Genomic DNA, 16,352 nt, shown 5'->3' on the forward strand with positions numbered 1-16,352 from the left:
TCCTCTCCCGGAGCAGGCTGCTGACGAACCCGCCCACTGCCCCCAGGCCCAAGCCGGCTGTCACCAGTTGGCTGCGGCTCACCGATTGCATGGCCCTCGCCCTCCCTCTGAGGTGGATCAAGGTGGATGCGCCATACCAGAACGCATCGTATCCACCCAGCCCTGGCACGGATACCGGGCGACGGCAAAGGGCAGACCGTGTTCCTCCAACGATCGGACACGGCCCGCCCCTGACGGTATTACGGAAGGGCTCAGCCCTCGTCGCCCTCAACGGGCTCCTCGCCGAGTCCCTGCTCCAGGACCCGTCCCTCGCCGGGGGCGAGGGTGCCGAGGATCCGCTCCAGATCGTCTATCGACGCGAACTCGACAACGATCTTCCCCTTCTTCTGACCAAGGTCCACCTTCACTCGCGTCTCGAACCGGTCCGAGAGCCGTGAAGCCAGGTCGGTGAGCGCCGGCGACAGACGGGCACCGGCTCGCGGACTCTTCGGCTTGGACGTGCTCTTGGGGCTCGAGTTGATCAGGGTCACGATCTCTTCGACCGCTCGCACCGAGAGCCCCTCGGCCACGATCCTGTGCGCAAGCCGGTCCTGCTCCTCGGAGTCCTCCACCGAGAGCAACGCCCGCGCATGACCGGCCGACAGCACCCCGGCAGCCACCCTGCGCTGGACGGGAGGCGAGAGACGCAACAGGCGCAGCGTGTTGGACACCTGCGGACGCGAGCGTCCGATCCGGTCGGCCAGCTGGTCGTGTGTGCAGTTGAAGTCCTTGAGCAGCTGGTCGTAGGCGGCAGCCTCTTCCAGCGGGTTCAGTTGGGCACGGTGCAGGTTCTCGAGCAGCGCATCCAGAAGGAGCTTCTCGTCGTCCGTATCCCGGACGATCGCAGGAATCCGCTCCAGACCCGCCTCACGGCAGGCCCGCCAGCGGCGCTCGCCCATGATGAGCTCATAGCGCTCGGTCCCCACCTGCCGAACGACGACGGGCTGAAGCAGCCCCACTTCCTTGATGGAGGTGACCAGCTCCGCAAGAGCGTCCTCGTCGAACACCTCACGCGGCTGGCGCGGGTTGGGCGTGATGGTGTCGATCGGCAACTCCGCGAAGTGCGCGCCGGCCGGCTCGACCGGCTGCGGCACAGCCTCCGGTTCCGGCGCGGGCGTGATCGCCTCCGACGGAGGGGAAGCGCTGGGCAGCGTCGTCACCTTCGCCGCCGCCACACCACGTTCCGCGGTCAGCACCGGACCCGCTCCCGAAGAGCTCGTAGCCCCGGAAGGAGGCACCGCCTTCTCCTGGGGAGCGGCAGGGATCAGCGCACCCAGCCCACGCCCCAATCCTCTACGTCGCTCACTCACTGGATCCCCTCCGACATGTTCTGCTGGCTGTTCTGGCTGCCCACATGGGCATGCTGCGGGTCGTAGTGGATCCCGACCCCCCGCAGCGCGATCTCACGCGCCGCCTCAAGATACGACAGGGATCCACTGGAACCCGGATCGTAGGTCAGCACCGTCTGTCCGTAGCTCGGCGCCTCCGAGATACGCACGGAACGCGGAATGCTCGTCCGCAGCACCTCATTGCCGAAGTGGCTACGCACCTCGTCGGCCACCTGGGAGGCCAGCCGCGTCCTGCCGTCGTACATGGTGAGCAGGATCGTCGACACATGCAGGTCCGGGTTGAGATGACCGCGAACCAGGTCCACGTTCCGCAGCAGCTGCCCCAGACCCTCCAGTGCGTAGTACTCGCATTGGATGGGGATGAGCACCTCGGCACCGGCGACCAGCGCATTGACGGTCAGCAGACCGAGCGACGGCGGGCAGTCGATGAGGATGTAGTCCAACGGCTGCTCGTAGGCCTGAATCGCCCGCTGCAGTCGGCTCTCCCGCGCCACCAGCGACACCAGCTCGATCTCCGCACCGGCGAGATCGATGGTGGCGGGGGCGCAGAAGAGACCTTCGACGTCCGGGACGGGCTGGACCACCTCGGAGAGCGGCCTGCTCTCCACCAGGACGTCATAGATCGAGGGGACTTCGGCGTGGTGATCGATCCCCAGCGCCGTGGAGGCGTTGCCCTGTGGATCCAGGTCTACCACCAGAACGCGCGCGCCATGGAGGGCGAGCGAGGCAGCCAGGTTGACCGTAGTGGTGGTCTTGCCCACGCCGCCCTTCTGATTGGCGACCACCATGACGCGTGTCTGCTCAGGTCGGGGCAGACCCTCACCGGCACGCCCCAGCGCCTCCACGGCCAGCTGGGCAGCACGGCCGATGGGGGTGTCGTCCATCGGGGGCGGTGTTTCACGTGAAACATCCTCCCCCGACGGCTCCGTACGGGGACCGGGGACCGGATCGGTCATCGGTCCCGCGATGTTGGCGTCGGACCGCAAGGATTCACTCTCCTCGACTTCAGGCTCGCAATGAGCAGAGCCTGCCATGCTTTCGGGGTCGTGAACCAGCGAGGCCCGTGGTTCTGTGGAGTAATCCACCTCCGTGGACAATTCCGTAACCCTCAAGAGGGACTTCCGGTCCCGCATCGGGGCGGCAGCACGGCCGCGACTGATGATTCCCTGCAGCAGTGAGCGACGTTTCACGTGAAACACGATGCACGCGCCGCGGGACTACAGTCGCACGACACTCCGAAATGCGTACGTATGGCAGCTTGTATGGAGCATCGCTGATAGACAGTACGGACTGTACGGATCAGCGACGCCGTCGGGTACGACTGGTTCGGGCGGCCTTGGCCCGCTTCGCCGCGAAACGCACTCCGCCGGGGCTCTCTCCGACTTCCACGCGCACCACAGTGGAGAGCGGCTCAACGATCCCCTCACCGACGTGCAGCACTGAGGTCTCCACCACACCGAGCTTACTCAGCGCAGCACGGGCCCCCTGCAGTTCCTCCTCGGCAGTGTCGCCCTTGAGCGCCAGCATCTCTCCGTACGGACGCAGCAGAGGCACTCCCCAGCCCGCCAGCCGGTCCAGCGGTGCCACGGCTCGCGCCGTCACCACATGCACGGGAGGCAGCTTTCCAAGCACTTCCTCGGCTCGGCCCCGGACCACGGTCACATGGTCCAGGCCCAGCAGTTCGACCACTTCCTGAAGGAAGTTAGTCCGCCGCAGCAGCGGCTCGAGGAGTGTGATCTTCAGGTCCGGGCGTACCAGCGCCAGCGGGATGCCCGGCAGACCGGCCCCCGAGCCGACATCGCAGACCGTGACACCTTCGGGCACGACCTCCGAGAGCACCGCGCAGTTCAGCAGATGCCGCTCCCACAGCCGCGGCACCTCACGGGGACCGATCAGGCCCCGCTTGACTCCTACGTCAGCGAGCAGCTCCGCGTACCGCACAGCCTCCGGAAAGAACTCTCCGAATACCGTCCGCGCCTCTTCGGGCGCCTGGGGAAGCTCTGCTGCCTCCGTCACGGGAACCGTCCTTCCGTACCGCACTGTCGCAATGTGACTGTGGTGGCTGACTATCAGGCTGACAAAGATCGGCCCCGCCTGCGAACAGACGGGGCCGAGGAAACAATCGAGGTCAGGCCGGGAGAACGACGACGAAGCGCTGCGGCTCCTCGCCTTCGGACTCACTCCGCAGACCCGCGGCCGCGACCGCGTCGTGCACAACCTTGCGCTCGAAGGGCGTCATCGGGTTCAGCTTCACCGGCTCACCGGTGCTCTTCACCTCGTCGGCCGCCTTCGCACCCAGCTCGCTGAGCTCCGTGCGCTTCTTGGCCCGGAAGCCCGCGATGTCCAGCATCAGCCGGCTCCGGTCCCCGGTCTCCCGGTGCACAGCGAGCCGCGTCAGCTCCTGGAGAGCCTCCAGGACCTCGCCGTCGCGGCCCACGAGTTTCTGCAGATCCCGGCTGTCCCGGTCGCCGATGATCGAGACCGCTGCCCGGTCCGCCTCGACGTCCATGTCGATGTCGCCGTCGAGATCAGCGATGTCGAGCAGACCCTCGAGGTAGTCGGCCGCGATCTCCCCTTCCTGCTCGAGGCGGGTCAGGGTGTCGCCACCCTCGGCGGGGGCGGAGATGGTGCCTTCCGTCACGGATGGACTCCTTCTTACTTCTTGGACGACGGGTGCTTGGGCCGCTGCTGACCCTTGCGCTGTCCGGACTTGGGCTGGCGTGCGGAACCTGAGGCAGGCTTGCCCGCCGACTTCGGCGTGGCGTCCTGCGGCTCGTCCTTCTGCAGCGAGAGCTTCGACTCGGAGTCGGCGCCCTCAGAGCTCTTGGCGGCGCCCTGCTGGGCACTGGCGGACTGCCGCTTCGCCTTGGTCTGACGCTTGGGCTGCTGCCGCCGCTGCGCCGCGCCGCCATCGGCCTCGGCGACAGCGGTGTCACTCTTGGCCACCGTGCCGTCCGCCTGAGCGGCAAAGCCCGCCTTGGCCAGGGCGGTGATGAACCTGCGCTCGTTGTCGTTGCGGTCCGCGCCCTTGGCGACGATCGCCTGGATGACATTGCGCTTGCGTCGCGAACGCACCTCGGTGTGGGCGGCGACGCCCTTCAGCAGCCGCTGCAGGTACTGGTCCTGGGCCTTGCTGCCCGGGGTCGGGTTCTGGTTGATCACGAACATCTGCTGGCCCATGGTCCACACGTTGGTGGTCAGCCAGTAGACGAGGACACCGACGGGGAAGTTGATACCCATCACGGCGAAGATCACCGGGAAGATGTACATCAGCATCTTCTGCTGCTGCATGTACGGCGTCTTCACCGTGAGGTCGACGTTCTTCTGCATCAGCTGGCGCTGCGTATAGAACTGCGACGCCGACATCATGATGATCATGATCGCGGTGACAATGCGCACATCGGTCAGCGAGGCGCCGAGGGCAGCGACCTTCTCCGCGCTGTCCGTGAACTTCGACGCCAGCGGGGCACCGAAGATGTGTGCCTGCCGAGCACTGTCCAGCAGCGATTCATTGATAACGCCGATGGTCTTGCCCGAGGCGATGCTGGAGAGCACGTGGTACAGAGCGAAGAAGAACGGCGACTGCGCGAGGATCGGAAGGCACGAGGAGAGCGGGTTGGTGCCCGTCTCCTTGTACAGCTTCATCATCTCTTCGGACTGACGCTGCTTGTCGCTCTTGTAGCGCTCCTGGATCGCCTTCATCTTCGGCTGGAGCGCCTGCATATTCCGGGTCGACTTGATCTGCTTCACAAAGAGCGGGATCAGACAGATCCGGATGAGGATCACCAGCGACACGATGGACAGTCCCCAGGCCCAGCCCGTGTTGGGGCCGAAGATCGCCCCATAGAGCGTGTGGAACTGGACGATGACCCACGAAACAGGTGTGGTGATAAAGCTGAAGAGACTGGCAATCGTGTCCACTAATCAGGCTCCTTGAGCATTGGGCGAAGACTCTGCGGCCGGGCTCGGGGGTTCGGGGGCCGACCCCCGGGAAGGCACATCAGCTGCGGAGTGCCCGCCCTTGCTGCCGCGCAAGGCGTCGCGCAGCATCTCGTGCCACCGCGGGCGCTTGCGCGGCGGCACATAATCCACACCGCCCGGCGACCACGGATTGCACCGCAGGATCCGCCAAGCGGTGAGAGCTGTGCCCTTCACCGCGCCGTGCCGGTCGATGGCCGTAAATCCGTAGTGGGAACACGACGGGTAGTACCTGCAGACAGGCCCCAACAGCGGGCTGATCGTCCACTGGTACAGCTTGATCAGAGCCAGCAGCGGGTACTTCATCGCGCGCCCCCTCCCAGCAGCCGCTGAAGAGCGGCATCCAGGTCTCGGGCCAGCTGTTCATAAGCGGCGTCGCCCGCACCGGGCAGCGCCCGTACGACCACCAGGCTACCGGGGGGCAGCTCGGCGAGACGGTCGCGTATCAGGTGGCGCAGTCTCCGCTTGACCTTGGTGCGTACGACCGCGCCGCCCACTGCCTTGCTCACGACGAAACCCGCACACGTCGGGGGAGCGCTCTCCCCAGGCGCGTGCGGGTCCGTTGCACCGCTGCTTAGATGGACGACGAGAAGCGGGCGTCCGGCCCGACGTCCCCGGCGTACTGCGGTCGCGAAGTCCTCGCGCCGCCTCAGCCGATTCTCGGTAGGCAGCACGTCATGACCTGTAAGTGATCAGGCGGACAGGCTGGCGCGACCCTTGCCACGGCGGTTCGCGAGAATCGCGCGGCCGGCACGGGTACGCATCCGCAGGCGGAAGCCGTGGGTCTTCGCGCGACGACGGTTGTTCGGCTGGAAGGTGCGCTTGCTCACTCGGGGGCTCCAGAAATGATTCGTAGATGGCGGGACATCGCCTGGCTGTCACCGTGCGCCCACGAGTAGCTCGCGTATACGCCCGAGTGCACCGCTTCACGATCACAGACCGTGATCTTTGCCCATCGGAGGCAGGCGGCAGCAGCCATCGACAACTCGACCTGGTTACGGTACGCGCGGCTACGCCATCCGGTCAAACCAGACCCATGACGTGGTCCACTGTGCACAGGCTGTGGACAACAACTTGAACCGCGCGGGTCGGCCTGACTACCGTGGCTGAACTCCAATTCCTTTCCTGCCTGTCTTCCCATCCCGTCCCGGGAACCACACATTCGTGGGACGGGACCTGTGAGAGAGCGTGCCTTGTGGCTGACGTACCTGCCGATCTTGCCGCAGTGTGGCCACGAGTGCTGGAGCAGCTCCTCGCGGAGGGCCAGCAGGGGATCGAGCCCAAGGACAAGCAGTGGATCGAGCGCTGCCAGCCCCTCGCACTGGTGGCCGACACCGCTCTCCTCGCCGTTCCCAATGAATGGGGCAAGCGCGTCCTCGAAGGCCGGCTCGCCCCATTGATCAGCGAGACCCTCAGCCGTGAGTGCGGCCGTCCGATCCGTATCGCGATCACCGTCGACGACTCGGTTGGCGAGCCCCTGGCCCCGCAGGCGCCCTCACAACAGCAGCAGGCGCCCCGCTATCAGGGCCCGCAGCACGACGAGCCCCGCCAGAACGACCACTACGAGGGGTACGGGCACCGGCCCGGCGACGACGGACTTCCCACCGTCCGCCCCGCCTATCCCGAGTACCAGCAGCACCAGCAGCAGCGACCGGAACCCGGCGCCTGGCCGCGCACCCAGGAGGACCTGTCCTGGCAGCAGCCTCGTCTCGGCGGCTTCCAGGACCGCGACGCGTCTGCGGAGCAATGGCGCGAGCCGTACGCAACCGGCCGGCCGCGCCAGCCCCAGCACGACTACCGGCAGCCGCAGCCGCCCGAGCGCCAGCAGTACGAGCAGCACCAGCAGCAGCGACCGAACCGGCACGAGCTGCCGGAGCGCCAGCCCCCGCACCGCGGCGCTCCCGGGGGTGCACCCGGACCGCTGGGCGCGCAGCCGTCGCCGGCCCCCGGTCCAGGCGAGCCACATGCCCGCCTCAACCCGAAATACCTCTTCGACACCTTCGTCATCGGTGCGTCCAACCGGTTCGCGCACGCTGCGGCCGTCGCGGTCGCCGAGGCACCGGCCAAGGCGTACAACCCCCTTTTCATCTACGGGGAGTCGGGACTCGGCAAGACCCACCTGCTGCATGCCATCGGGCACTACGCGCGCAGCCTCTACCCCGGCACGCGGGTGCGGTATGTGAGCTCCGAGGAGTTCACCAACGAGTTCATCAACTCGATCCGCGACGGCAAGGGCGACACCTTCCGCAAGCGCTACCGCGACGTGGACATCCTGCTGGTCGACGACATCCAGTTCCTGGCGAGCAAGGAGTCGACGCAGGAGGAGTTCTTCCACACCTTCAATACGCTCCACAACGCCAACAAGCAGATCGTGCTCTCCTCGGACCGGCCGCCCAAGCAGCTGATGACGCTGGAGGACCGACTGCGGAACCGTTTCGAGTGGGGTCTGACCACCGACGTACAGCCGCCGGAGCTGGAGACACGGATCGCCATCCTCCGTAAGAAGGCGGTACAGGAGCAGCTCAACGCTCCGCCGGAGGTACTGGAGTTCATCGCCTCGCGGATCTCTCGCAATATCCGCGAACTGGAGGGTGCGCTGATCCGGGTGACGGCGTTCGCGTCGCTCAACCGGCAGCCGGTGGATCTCGGGCTCACCGAGATCGTGCTGAAGGACTTGATCCCTGGTGGGGAGGACTCGGCCCCCGAGATCACCGCGAGTGCGATCATGGCGGCGACCGCCGACTACTTCGGACTGACGGTGGAGGATCTCTGCGGATCCTCGCGCAGCCGGGTGCTGGTGACAGCCCGCCAGATCGCCATGTATCTCTGCCGTGAGCTCACCGACCTGTCGCTGCCGAAGATCGGCGCGCAGTTCGGCGGCCGCGACCACACGACCGTGATGCACGCGGACCGCAAGATCCGTGCGCTGATGGCCGAGCGGCGCTCGATCTACAACCAGGTCACCGAGCTCACCAACCGCATCAAGAACGGCTGACAGGCCGACACAGCAGCCGACGAAGAGGCCTTCGAGGGCGCTCCGGGACTTCGTCCCGGGGTGCCCTTCGGCGTTCCGCAGATGTCCCGCAGATGTCCGGTGTTCGAATACGCGGCGACGGGGCGGGTTCTCCACAGATCTGAGGACGATCTTCCGTCCACAGCCTGGGGACTGGGAAGTTGTCCAGATTGCGTCCACAGGGGCGGTTGCTGAGACTTCATCACGCGAGGTCAGACGGTTGTGGATTTGTGGCCAACCCTGCTCCACAGACTGTGGACACGGAAGCCGTCCACAGGACGTGATCGCTGTTGTCCACTGGCGGCCCACAGGCTGTGCCGCGTTGCCCACAGCTTCTCCACAGCCCTGTCCACTGTTCGGCAACGAAACACCAGGTCTCACCGTGTCGAGTGAAAGGCGTCACACCAACGAGGTCGGTTGGGCTGTGGGGAACGTGGGTAAAGCTGGGGACAGCCCTGGGGAGAAGTCCCCCAGGGCTGTGCATCGGATGTGCAGAACTTTCAGGCGTCCACAGATGGGCCGGGTTGTCCACCGGCTCCACCCACAGGCTCGGTGGACAAAAAAACGGGTCTGACCTGCACAGATGACGTTATCCACGGTTTCCACAGGCCCTACTACTACTCCCACCTAGAGTTACCGGGAAATTCGCTTCGAAGAAGGCCCTGTGCACAACTGACGCCCGGAGCGTCCGACACCTCTTGCGACGACTTGACCCCGACCCGCACCGACTGTCGGTGCCGTACGTCAGACTGGTCCCCGGCGATACAGCCGACGACGAAGGCCAGCAGGGCGAGCCAGCAACAGCAGGAGGCGGTTCCGGTGAAGATCCGGGTGGAGCGCGATGTACTCGCGGAGGCGGTGGCCTGGGTGGCCCGGAGCCTCCCGGCCCGTCCGCCGGCACCCGTACTCGCGGGCCTTCTTCTGAAGGCGGAGGACGGTGCCCTCAGCTTCTCGAGCTTCGACTACGAGGTCTCGGCCCGTGTCTCGGTGGAGGCGGAGGTGGACGAGGACGGCACCGTTCTGGTCTCCGGCAGGCTGCTCGCCGACATCTGCCGCGCTCTCCCCAACCGCCCGGTGGAGATTTCCACAGACGGTGTACGCGCGACCGTGGTCTGCGGCCCCTCGCGATTCACACTCCACACCCTGCCTGTGGAGGAGTACCCGGCGCTGCCGCAGATGCCGACCGCGACGGGCACCGTGCCCGGTGAGATCTTCGCCTCTGCCGCCGCACAGGTCGCCATCGCCGCCGGTCGCGACGACACGCTCCCCGTCCTCACCGGCGTACGCATCGAGATCGAGGGCGACACGGTCACACTGGCCTCCACCGACCGCTACCGCTTCGCCGTCCGCGAGTTCCTGTGGAAGCCGGAGAACCCTGATGCGTCCGCCGTGGCGCTGGTGCCCGCCAAGACGCTGCTGGACACTGCCAAGGCACTGACCAGCGGTGACACGGTCACGCTTGCGCTCTCTGGCTCGGGTGCGGGCGAGGGGTTGATCGGTTTCGAGGGTGCCGGGCGACGGACCACGACCCGACTGCTCGAAGGCGATCTGCCGAAGTACCGCACGCTCTTCCCCACCGAGTTCAACTCGATCGCTGTCATCGAGACGGCGCCCTTCGTAGAGGCCGTCAAGCGTGTGGCGCTGGTCGCCGAGCGGAACACCCCGGTGCGGCTGAGCTTCGAGCAGGGCGTGCTGATCCTCGAGGCCGGTTCCAGCGACGATGCACAGGCTGTGGAGCGCGTCGACGCGAACCTCGACGGCGACGACATCTCGATCGCCTTCAACCCGACCTTCCTGCTCGACGGCCTGAGCGCCATCGACTCCCCGGTCGCCCAGCTGTCCTTCACCACCTCGACCAAGCCCGCGCTGCTGAGCGGCAAGCCGGCTGTGGATGCCGAGGCGGACGAGGCGTACAAGTACCTGATCATGCCCGTCCGGCTGTCCGGCTGAGCCTGCCGAGTGAGCTGAAGGTGTGATCCCGACAGGCCTGCTCCCGCCCGAGCAGGCCCGTCGGGGCCGTACGTACCGGCCGGGCGTAGGCTCAGAGCCGGGTACGAATCGGCATACAACGCTTAAGGAATCTGTGATGGAGCTCGGTCTCGTCGGCCTTGGCAAGATGGGCGGCAATATGCGCGAGCGCATCCGCCGCGCAGGCCACACCGTCATTGGCTACGACCGCAATCCGGACCTCGCCGATGTCCACAGCCTCGAGGAGCTTGTGGGCAAGCTGAAGGGCCCGCGGGTCGTGTGGGTGATGGTCCCGGCCGGCGCCGCGACCCAGTCCACCGTCGACGAGCTTGCCGAGCTGCTCGAGCCGGGCGACGTGGTGGTGGACGGCGGCAACTCCCGCTGGACGGATGACGAGAAGCACGCGGTCGAGCTCGGTATCAAGCGCATCGGCTTCGTCGACTGCGGTGTCTCCGGCGGTGTCTGGGGCCTGGAGAACGGCTATGCGCTCATGTACGGCGGCGAGGACGAGCACGTCGCCAAGGTCCAGCCGATCTTCGACGCGCTCAAGCCCGAGGGCGAGTTCGGCGCGGTCCACGCGGGCAAGGTCGGCGCCGGTCACTTCGCCAAGATGGTCCACAACGGCATCGAGTACGCCATGATGCAGGCCTACGCCGAGGGCTGGGAGCTCCTGGAGAAGGTCCACTCGGTCACCGACGTACGCGAGGTCTTCCGTTCCTGGCAGGCGGGCACGGTCATCCGTTCCTGGCTGCTCGACCTGGCGGTCAACGCGCTGGACGAGGACGAGCACCTGGAGAAGCTGCGCGGTTATGCACAGGATTCCGGCGAGGGCCGGTGGACTGTGGAAGCCGCGATCGACAACGCCGTGCCGCTGCCCGCGATCACCGCGTCGCTGTTCGCGCGGTTCGCGTCCCGTCAGGACGACTCCCCGCAGATGAAGATGGTCGCGGCGCTGCGCAATCAGTTCGGCGGCCACGCGGTGGAGAACAAGAAGTAACCCTGAGCCGGGGGAGGTCGGCCTACATCCATGCACGTCACGCATTTGTCGCTGGCCGACTTCCGCTCGTACGCCCGGGTCGAGGTCCCGCTCGACCCGGGCGTCACCGCGTTCGTGGGACCGAACGGGCAGGGCAAGACGAACCTCGTCGAGGCGGTCGGCTATCTCGCGACGCTGGCCAGCCACCGGGTCTCGTCGGATGCTCCGTTGGTACGGATGGGGGCCGACCGGGCCGTCATCCGGGCTGCCGTCACGCAGGGCGAGCGCTCCCAGCTGATCGAGCTTGAGCTCAATCCGGGGAAGGCGAACCGGGCCCGTATCAATAGGTCTTCACAGGTCAGACCGCGTGATGTGCTGGGGATAGTCCGGACGGTGCTGTTCGCGCCGGAGGATCTGGCGCTGGTGAAGGGCGATCCGGGCGAGCGGCGGCGGTTCCTCGACGAGCTGATAACGGCGCGGTCGCCGCGGATGGCCGGGGTGCGGTCCGATTACGAGCGGGTGCTCAAGCAGCGCAACACCCTGCTGAAGTCGGCGGCGATGGCGCGACGGCACGGCGGACGCGGGATGGATCTGTCCACGCTGGATGTGTGGGACCAGCATCTGGCGCGGGCGGGAGCGGAGCTGCTGGCACAGCGGATCGATTTGATCGCGGCGATGCAGCCGCTGGCGGACAAGGCGTACGAGGCGCTGGCGCCAGGGGGCGGACCGGTTGCGTTGGAGTACCGTTCCTCCTCCTCTGCCGGGGGCGGGGTCGCTAGCGACGGCGGGGCCGGTGTGCACGGTCGCGACGAGCTGTACGCACAGCTGATCGGCGCGCTTGCGGAGGTGCGCAAGCAGGAGATCGAGCGGGGCGTGACGCTGGTCGGGCCGCACCGGGACGAGCTGGTGCTCAAGCTGGGGCAGCTGCCGGCGAAGGGGTACGCCAGCCATGGCGAGTCCTGGTCGTACGCGCTGGCGCTGCGGCTGGCCTCGTACGAGCTGCTGCGGGCCGAAGGCAACGAGCCGGTGCTGGTACTGGACGACGTCTTCGCGGAGCTGGACGCGCGGCGCCGGGAGCGGCTGGCGGAACTGGTGGCTCCCGGTGAGCAGGTGCTGGTGACGGCGGCGGTCGACGACGATGTGCCGGGGGTGCTGGCGGGGGCGCGGTACACGGTGGCCAACGGGGAGGTGGAGCGCGTATGAGCGACGAGCCGATGGGGTCCGGGGAGCCGGCGGAGTCGGCGAAGGTGCCCGAGTCGTCGGGCGTCGACCTGGCGCGGGTCGCGCTGCGCGCGGCGAAGGAGCAGGCGAAGGCGCGCGGTGCGGCGGCTCAGCAGAAGAAGCAGGCCAGGCGGGGCGGCGGGCTGAGGTCGGGGGCGCGGGCGGACGGGCGCGATCCGCTGCCGCTGGGTGCGGCGATCAACCGGCTGATCACCGAGCGGGGCTGGGAGACGCCGGCAGCGGTGGGCGGGGTGATGGGGCGCTGGCCGCAGATCGTGGGCGCGGACCTGGCGAATCACTGCGTGCCGCAGAAGTACGACGAGGACGAGCGCGTGCTGACGGTGCAGTGCGACTCGACGGCGTGGGCGACGCAGCTGCGGCTGCTGGCGCCGCGGCTGGTGGCGCGGCTGAACGAGGACCTGGGGCAGGGGACCGTGAGGCTGATCAAGGTGCTGGGGCCGGGTGGGCCGCAGCGGAGGTATGGGCCGCTGAGGGCGCCGGGGAGTGTGGGGCCGGGCGACACGTACGGCTGAGGGCGCGTCTGTCTCCCCGTGCCCGCCCTTCCCCGAAACCGGGGGGCTGCGCCCCCGGGCCCCCTGAAGCGGGGCTGTGCCCCGGCCCGCTTTTCGGCACCTTCGCGCCGAGATGCGGTGAGTGGGGGGTGGGGCGACTGCGCCCTGCTGCGGCAGCTTCGCACCGCGGTAGGGCCCGGTGTCGCGGGCAGGCCCCCGACCCCGTCGCGGCAGCTTCGCACCGCAGCAGCCCTGCCGTCCCCCTCTGTGCCGAGGTCCGGCGCCGCCCGCTTGGCTCGGCTCCGTGTCCCGTCCGGTGTCGGGCCCCGCGCCCGTCGCGCCGACGTCGTGCGGCGTCTCCGCGCGGCAGCGACCCCCTGCGATGGGCCCTGCTCCGCTCACGCCCGGTGTCGGGGGTTGCTCTGCGCCCGTTTCGGCTGCTTCGCGCGGCTGCTTCGCGCGGCGGCTTCGCCCCGCAGCTTCCCGCGGCAGCGGACTCTCCTGCCCTGCGATGGGCTCGCGGCCCGCTCCCGTCCGGTGTCGCGAGCCCGCCCCGGGCCCGGGCCGCCGCGCCGGCAGGCTGCGGCAGCCGTGCTCCCCTTGCGTCGGGCTCGCTCGCCCGGTGTGGAGGGTCTGCCCCAGGCCCCTTGTGCAGCTTCGCGCCGTGGCAGTCCGCCGTACCGCCCTGCGCCGGACTCGTGCCTCACCCCGCGCCCGGTGTCGGGATCCTCCCCGCGCCCCCCGGGGCAGCAGCGCGCCGTTGCCTCCATGCGCCAGGCTCCCCCGCCCCGCGGATCGGGCCCCGCACCCGTCGCGGCAGTTTTACGCGACAGCGGCCCGCGGTGCCCCTGCGCGTCGGGCTTGCCCTCGCCCCGCCCTCCCAGGCACCCACCCCGCCAAACGCCGCCGCGTCCCCTGGGCAGGACGAGCCGGAGGAAACCGGGCGAGGCATGTGAGGTGTCCCTCACCGTAGCGGGAGGTTGACAGGCCGAAGCGCTCAATGCCCGTGTGAGCCTCCTGAAGCCCCTTCCCGGATATGGGGAGTCGGACCGATACGGTTCAGGGCGGCACATGCGGACTCAGCTACCGGCAAACCCCCATTCGGGTCGGCGGTACCGGTAGACTGGTGGACAATCCCGCCCACTCGCGGAACATGTCGAACGACGCAGCCGCTCCCGCTCGCCCGGAGAACGGCTTGTGCTGTGCCAGAAAGGGCGCTTCGTGGCCGATTCCGGCAACCCCAACGAGAACATCCCGTCCACTCCTGCCGGCGGCAACGGCGAGGTCAAAGCCTCGTACGACGCCAGCGCGATCACCGTCCTCGAGGGTCTGGACGCGGTCCGCAAGCGCCCCGGCATGTACATCGGCTCGACCGGTGAGCGTGGCCTCCACCACCTTGTGTACGAGGTCGTCGACAACTCCGTCGACGAGGCCCTCGCCGGGCACGCGGACACCATCGACGTCACGATCCTCGCCGACGGTGGCGTACGCGTGATCGACAACGGCCGCGGTATCCCGGTGGACATCGTCCCGTCCGAGGGCAAGCCGGCCGTCGAGGTCGTGCTGACCGTTCTGCACGCCGGCGGCAAGTTCGGCGGCGGCGGCTACGCCGTCTCCGGCGGTCTGCACGGCGTCGGTGTATCGGTCGTCAACGCACTGTCGTCCAAGGTCTCCGTCGAGGTCAAGCGCGACGGCCACCGCTGGACGCAGGAGTACAAGCTCGGCGTCCCCACCGCGCCCCTCCAGCGGAACGAGCCCACCGACGAGACCGGCACCACGGTCACGTTCTGGGCCGACCCGGACATCTTCGAGACGACCGAGTACTCCTTCGAGACGCTCTCCCGCCGTTTCCAGGAGATGGCCTTCCTCAACAAGGGCCTGACCCTGACGCTGACGGATGAGCGCGAGTCGGCGAAGGCCACGGCTGGTGCCGACGCCCCCGAGGAGCCGGACGAGGAGCCGCCCGCACGCAAGGTGACGTACTACTACGAAGGCGGCATCGTCGACTTCGTCAAGTACCTCAACTCCCGCAAGGGCGAGCTGATCCACCCGACCGTCATCGACATCGAGGCCGAGGACAAGGAGCGTCTGCTCTCGGCCGAGATCGCCATGCAGTGGAACTCGCAGTACACCGAGGGTGTGTACTCCTTCGCGAACACGATCCACACGCATGAGGGCGGTACGCACGAGGAGGGCTTCCGTGCGGCCATGACGGGTCTGGTCAACCGGTACGCGCGCGAGAAGAAGTTCCTGCGCGAGAAGGACGACAACCTGGCGGGCGAGGACATCCGCGAGGGTCTGACCGCGATCATCTCGGTCAAGCTGGGCGAGCCGCAGTTCGAGGGTCAGACCAAGACCAAGCTGGGCAACACCGAGGCAAAGACCTTCGTCCAGAAGGTCGTGCACGAGCACCTCAACGACTGGTTCGACCGCAACCCCAACGAGGCCGCGGACATCATCCGCAAGGCCATCCAGGCGCAGACGGCACGTGTCGCGGCCCGCAAGGCGCGTGACCTGACCCGTCGCAAGGGCCTGCTGGAGTCGGCGTCTCTGCCGGGCAAGCTCAGCGACTGCCAGTCGAACGACCCGACGAAGTGCGAGATCTTCATCGTCGAGGGTGACTCCGCCGGTGGTTCGGCGAAGTCCGGCCGTAACCCGATGTACCAGGCGATCCTGCCCATCCGAGGCAAGATCCTGAACGTCGAGAAGGCCCGGATCGACAAGATCCTGCAGAACACCGAGGTCCAGGCGCTGATCTCGGCCTTCGGTACCGGGGTCCACGAGGACTTCGACATCGAGAAGCTCCGCTATCACAAGATCATTCTCATGGCGGACGCCGACGTCGACGGCCAGCACATCAACACCCTGCTGCTGACCTTCCTGTTCCGCTTCATGCGGCCGCTGGTCGAGGCCGGACACGTGTATCTCTCGCGCCCGCCGCTCTACAAGATCAAGTGGGGCCGGGACGACTTCGAGTACGCGTACTCGGACCGTGAGCGCGACGCGCTCGTCGAGCTCGGCAAGCAGAACGGCAAGCGGATCAGGGAAGACTCGATCCAGCGCTTCAAGGGTCTCGGCGAGATGAACGCCGAGGAGCTGCGCATCACCACGATGGACGTGGACCACCGCGTGCTCGGCCAGGTCACCCTGGACGACGCGGCGCAGGCCGACGACCTGTTCTCCGTGCTGATGGGCGAGGACGTCGAGGCGCGGCGCTCGTTCATCCAGCGCAATGCCAAGGACGTCCGCTTCCTCGACATCTGAGTCGGTCTCAGCTGACCGCTTCGAAAGGATCT

The 16,352-nt window shown here is 67.7% G+C and carries 14 protein-coding genes; 6 read left to right on the forward strand and 8 right to left on the reverse strand.

Annotated features, from left to right (window positions below):
* Nucleotides 1-251: 251 nt before the first annotated feature.
* From AB0D12_RS05415 to rpmH, 8 genes are all read right to left on the reverse strand, one after another.
* A complete protein-coding gene (locus tag AB0D12_RS05415; protein ID WP_362677342.1) occupies nucleotides 252-1,349 on the reverse strand; it encodes a ParB/RepB/Spo0J family partition protein in 1,098 nt (365 codons plus the stop codon).
* Nucleotides 1,346-2,422: a ParA family protein gene (locus tag AB0D12_RS05420; protein WP_362677344.1), complete on the reverse strand. Its 1,077-nt coding sequence runs from the start codon at nucleotides 2,420-2,422 to the stop codon at nucleotides 1,346-1,348. Before AB0D12_RS05420 ends, AB0D12_RS05415 begins: the two co-directional genes overlap by 4 nt.
* Before the next feature lie 265 nt (nucleotides 2,423-2,687).
* Entirely contained in the window at nucleotides 2,688-3,404 is a 717-nt protein-coding gene (gene rsmG / locus AB0D12_RS05425; RefSeq protein WP_362677346.1) for a 16S rRNA (guanine(527)-N(7))-methyltransferase RsmG, read from the reverse strand.
* Between the two features lie 112 nt (nucleotides 3,405-3,516).
* Nucleotides 3,517-4,029: a R3H domain-containing nucleic acid-binding protein gene (locus tag AB0D12_RS05430; RefSeq protein WP_362677348.1), complete on the reverse strand. Its 513-nt coding sequence runs from the start codon at nucleotides 4,027-4,029 to the stop codon at nucleotides 3,517-3,519.
* Between the two features lie 14 nt (nucleotides 4,030-4,043).
* Nucleotides 4,044-5,309 (reverse strand): membrane protein insertase YidC, encoded by a 1,266-nt coding sequence (yidC, locus tag AB0D12_RS05435; RefSeq protein WP_362677350.1) that lies wholly within the window; start codon nucleotides 5,307-5,309, stop codon nucleotides 4,044-4,046.
* Nucleotides 5,310-5,312: 3 nt separating this feature from the next.
* Nucleotides 5,313-5,672: a membrane protein insertion efficiency factor YidD gene (gene yidD / locus AB0D12_RS05440; protein WP_362677352.1), complete on the reverse strand. Its 360-nt coding sequence runs from the start codon at nucleotides 5,670-5,672 to the stop codon at nucleotides 5,313-5,315.
* Nucleotides 5,669-6,040 carry a ribonuclease P protein component gene (gene rnpA / locus AB0D12_RS05445; protein WP_362677354.1) on the reverse strand — a complete coding sequence of 124 codons (372 nt, stop codon included), beginning with the start codon at nucleotides 6,038-6,040 and terminating at the stop codon, nucleotides 5,669-5,671. The genes yidD and rnpA overlap by 4 nt, the downstream gene beginning before the upstream one ends.
* 18 nt (nucleotides 6,041-6,058) lie before the next feature.
* Complete coding sequence (rpmH, locus tag AB0D12_RS05450; RefSeq protein ID WP_006381191.1) at nucleotides 6,059-6,196, reverse strand: 50S ribosomal protein L34; 138 nt, start codon at nucleotides 6,194-6,196, stop codon at nucleotides 6,059-6,061.
* A 365-nt stretch (nucleotides 6,197-6,561) separates the two neighbouring features.
* Here rpmH and dnaA point away from each other — a divergent pair, with 365 nt between their 5' ends.
* The 6 genes from dnaA to gyrB all read left to right on the forward strand — a co-directional run bounded on the left by dnaA (nucleotide 6,562) and on the right by gyrB (nucleotide 16,320).
* Nucleotides 6,562-8,361 (forward strand): chromosomal replication initiator protein DnaA, encoded by a 1,800-nt coding sequence (dnaA, locus tag AB0D12_RS05455; RefSeq protein ID WP_362677356.1) that lies wholly within the window; start codon nucleotides 6,562-6,564, stop codon nucleotides 8,359-8,361.
* An 837-nt stretch (nucleotides 8,362-9,198) separates the two neighbouring features.
* Nucleotides 9,199-10,329, forward strand: coding sequence for a DNA polymerase III subunit beta (dnaN, locus tag AB0D12_RS05460; RefSeq protein WP_362677358.1), 1,131 nt, complete (start codon nucleotides 9,199-9,201; stop codon nucleotides 10,327-10,329).
* A 136-nt stretch (nucleotides 10,330-10,465) separates the two neighbouring features.
* On the forward strand, nucleotides 10,466-11,344 hold the full coding sequence (gnd, locus tag AB0D12_RS05465) for a phosphogluconate dehydrogenase (NAD(+)-dependent, decarboxylating) (RefSeq protein WP_327324778.1): 879 nt from the start codon (nucleotides 10,466-10,468) through the stop codon (nucleotides 11,342-11,344).
* Nucleotides 11,345-11,374: 30 nt separating this feature from the next.
* Nucleotides 11,375-12,526 (forward strand): DNA replication/repair protein RecF, encoded by a 1,152-nt coding sequence (gene recF, locus AB0D12_RS05470; protein WP_362677360.1) that lies wholly within the window; start codon nucleotides 11,375-11,377, stop codon nucleotides 12,524-12,526.
* Nucleotides 12,523-13,077: a DciA family protein gene (locus AB0D12_RS05475; RefSeq protein ID WP_362677362.1), complete on the forward strand. Its 555-nt coding sequence runs from the start codon at nucleotides 12,523-12,525 to the stop codon at nucleotides 13,075-13,077. The genes recF and AB0D12_RS05475 overlap by 4 nt, the downstream gene beginning before the upstream one ends.
* Nucleotides 13,078-14,253: 1,176 nt before the next feature.
* Nucleotides 14,254-16,320, forward strand: a complete 2,067-nt coding sequence (gyrB, locus tag AB0D12_RS05480) for a DNA topoisomerase (ATP-hydrolyzing) subunit B (RefSeq protein WP_362677364.1) — start codon at nucleotides 14,254-14,256, stop codon at nucleotides 16,318-16,320.
* Nucleotides 16,321-16,352 lie beyond the last annotated feature (32 nt).

Origin of the sequence: Streptomyces sp. NPDC048479 (assembly GCF_040651435.1) — a bacterium.
Taxonomy (GTDB): Bacteria; Actinomycetota; Actinomycetes; order Streptomycetales; family Streptomycetaceae; genus Streptomyces.

Excerpts from the sequence above, each read along its gene's own strand:
- AB0D12_RS05420 (WP_362677344.1), bottom strand. The coding sequence starts at position 2,422 with ATGGCAGGCTCTGCTCATTGCGAGCCTGAAGTCGAGGAGAGTGAATCC.
- yidD (WP_362677352.1), bottom strand. The coding sequence starts at position 5,672 with ATGAAGTACCCGCTGCTGGCTCTGATCAAGCTGTACCAGTGGACGATC.
- gnd (WP_327324778.1), top strand. The coding sequence starts at position 10,466 with ATGGAGCTCGGTCTCGTCGGCCTTGGCAAGATGGGCGGCAATATGCGC.
- recF (WP_362677360.1), top strand. The coding sequence starts at position 11,375 with ATGCACGTCACGCATTTGTCGCTGGCCGACTTCCGCTCGTACGCCCGG.
- AB0D12_RS05475 (WP_362677362.1), top strand. The coding sequence starts at position 12,523 with ATGAGCGACGAGCCGATGGGGTCCGGGGAGCCGGCGGAGTCGGCGAAG.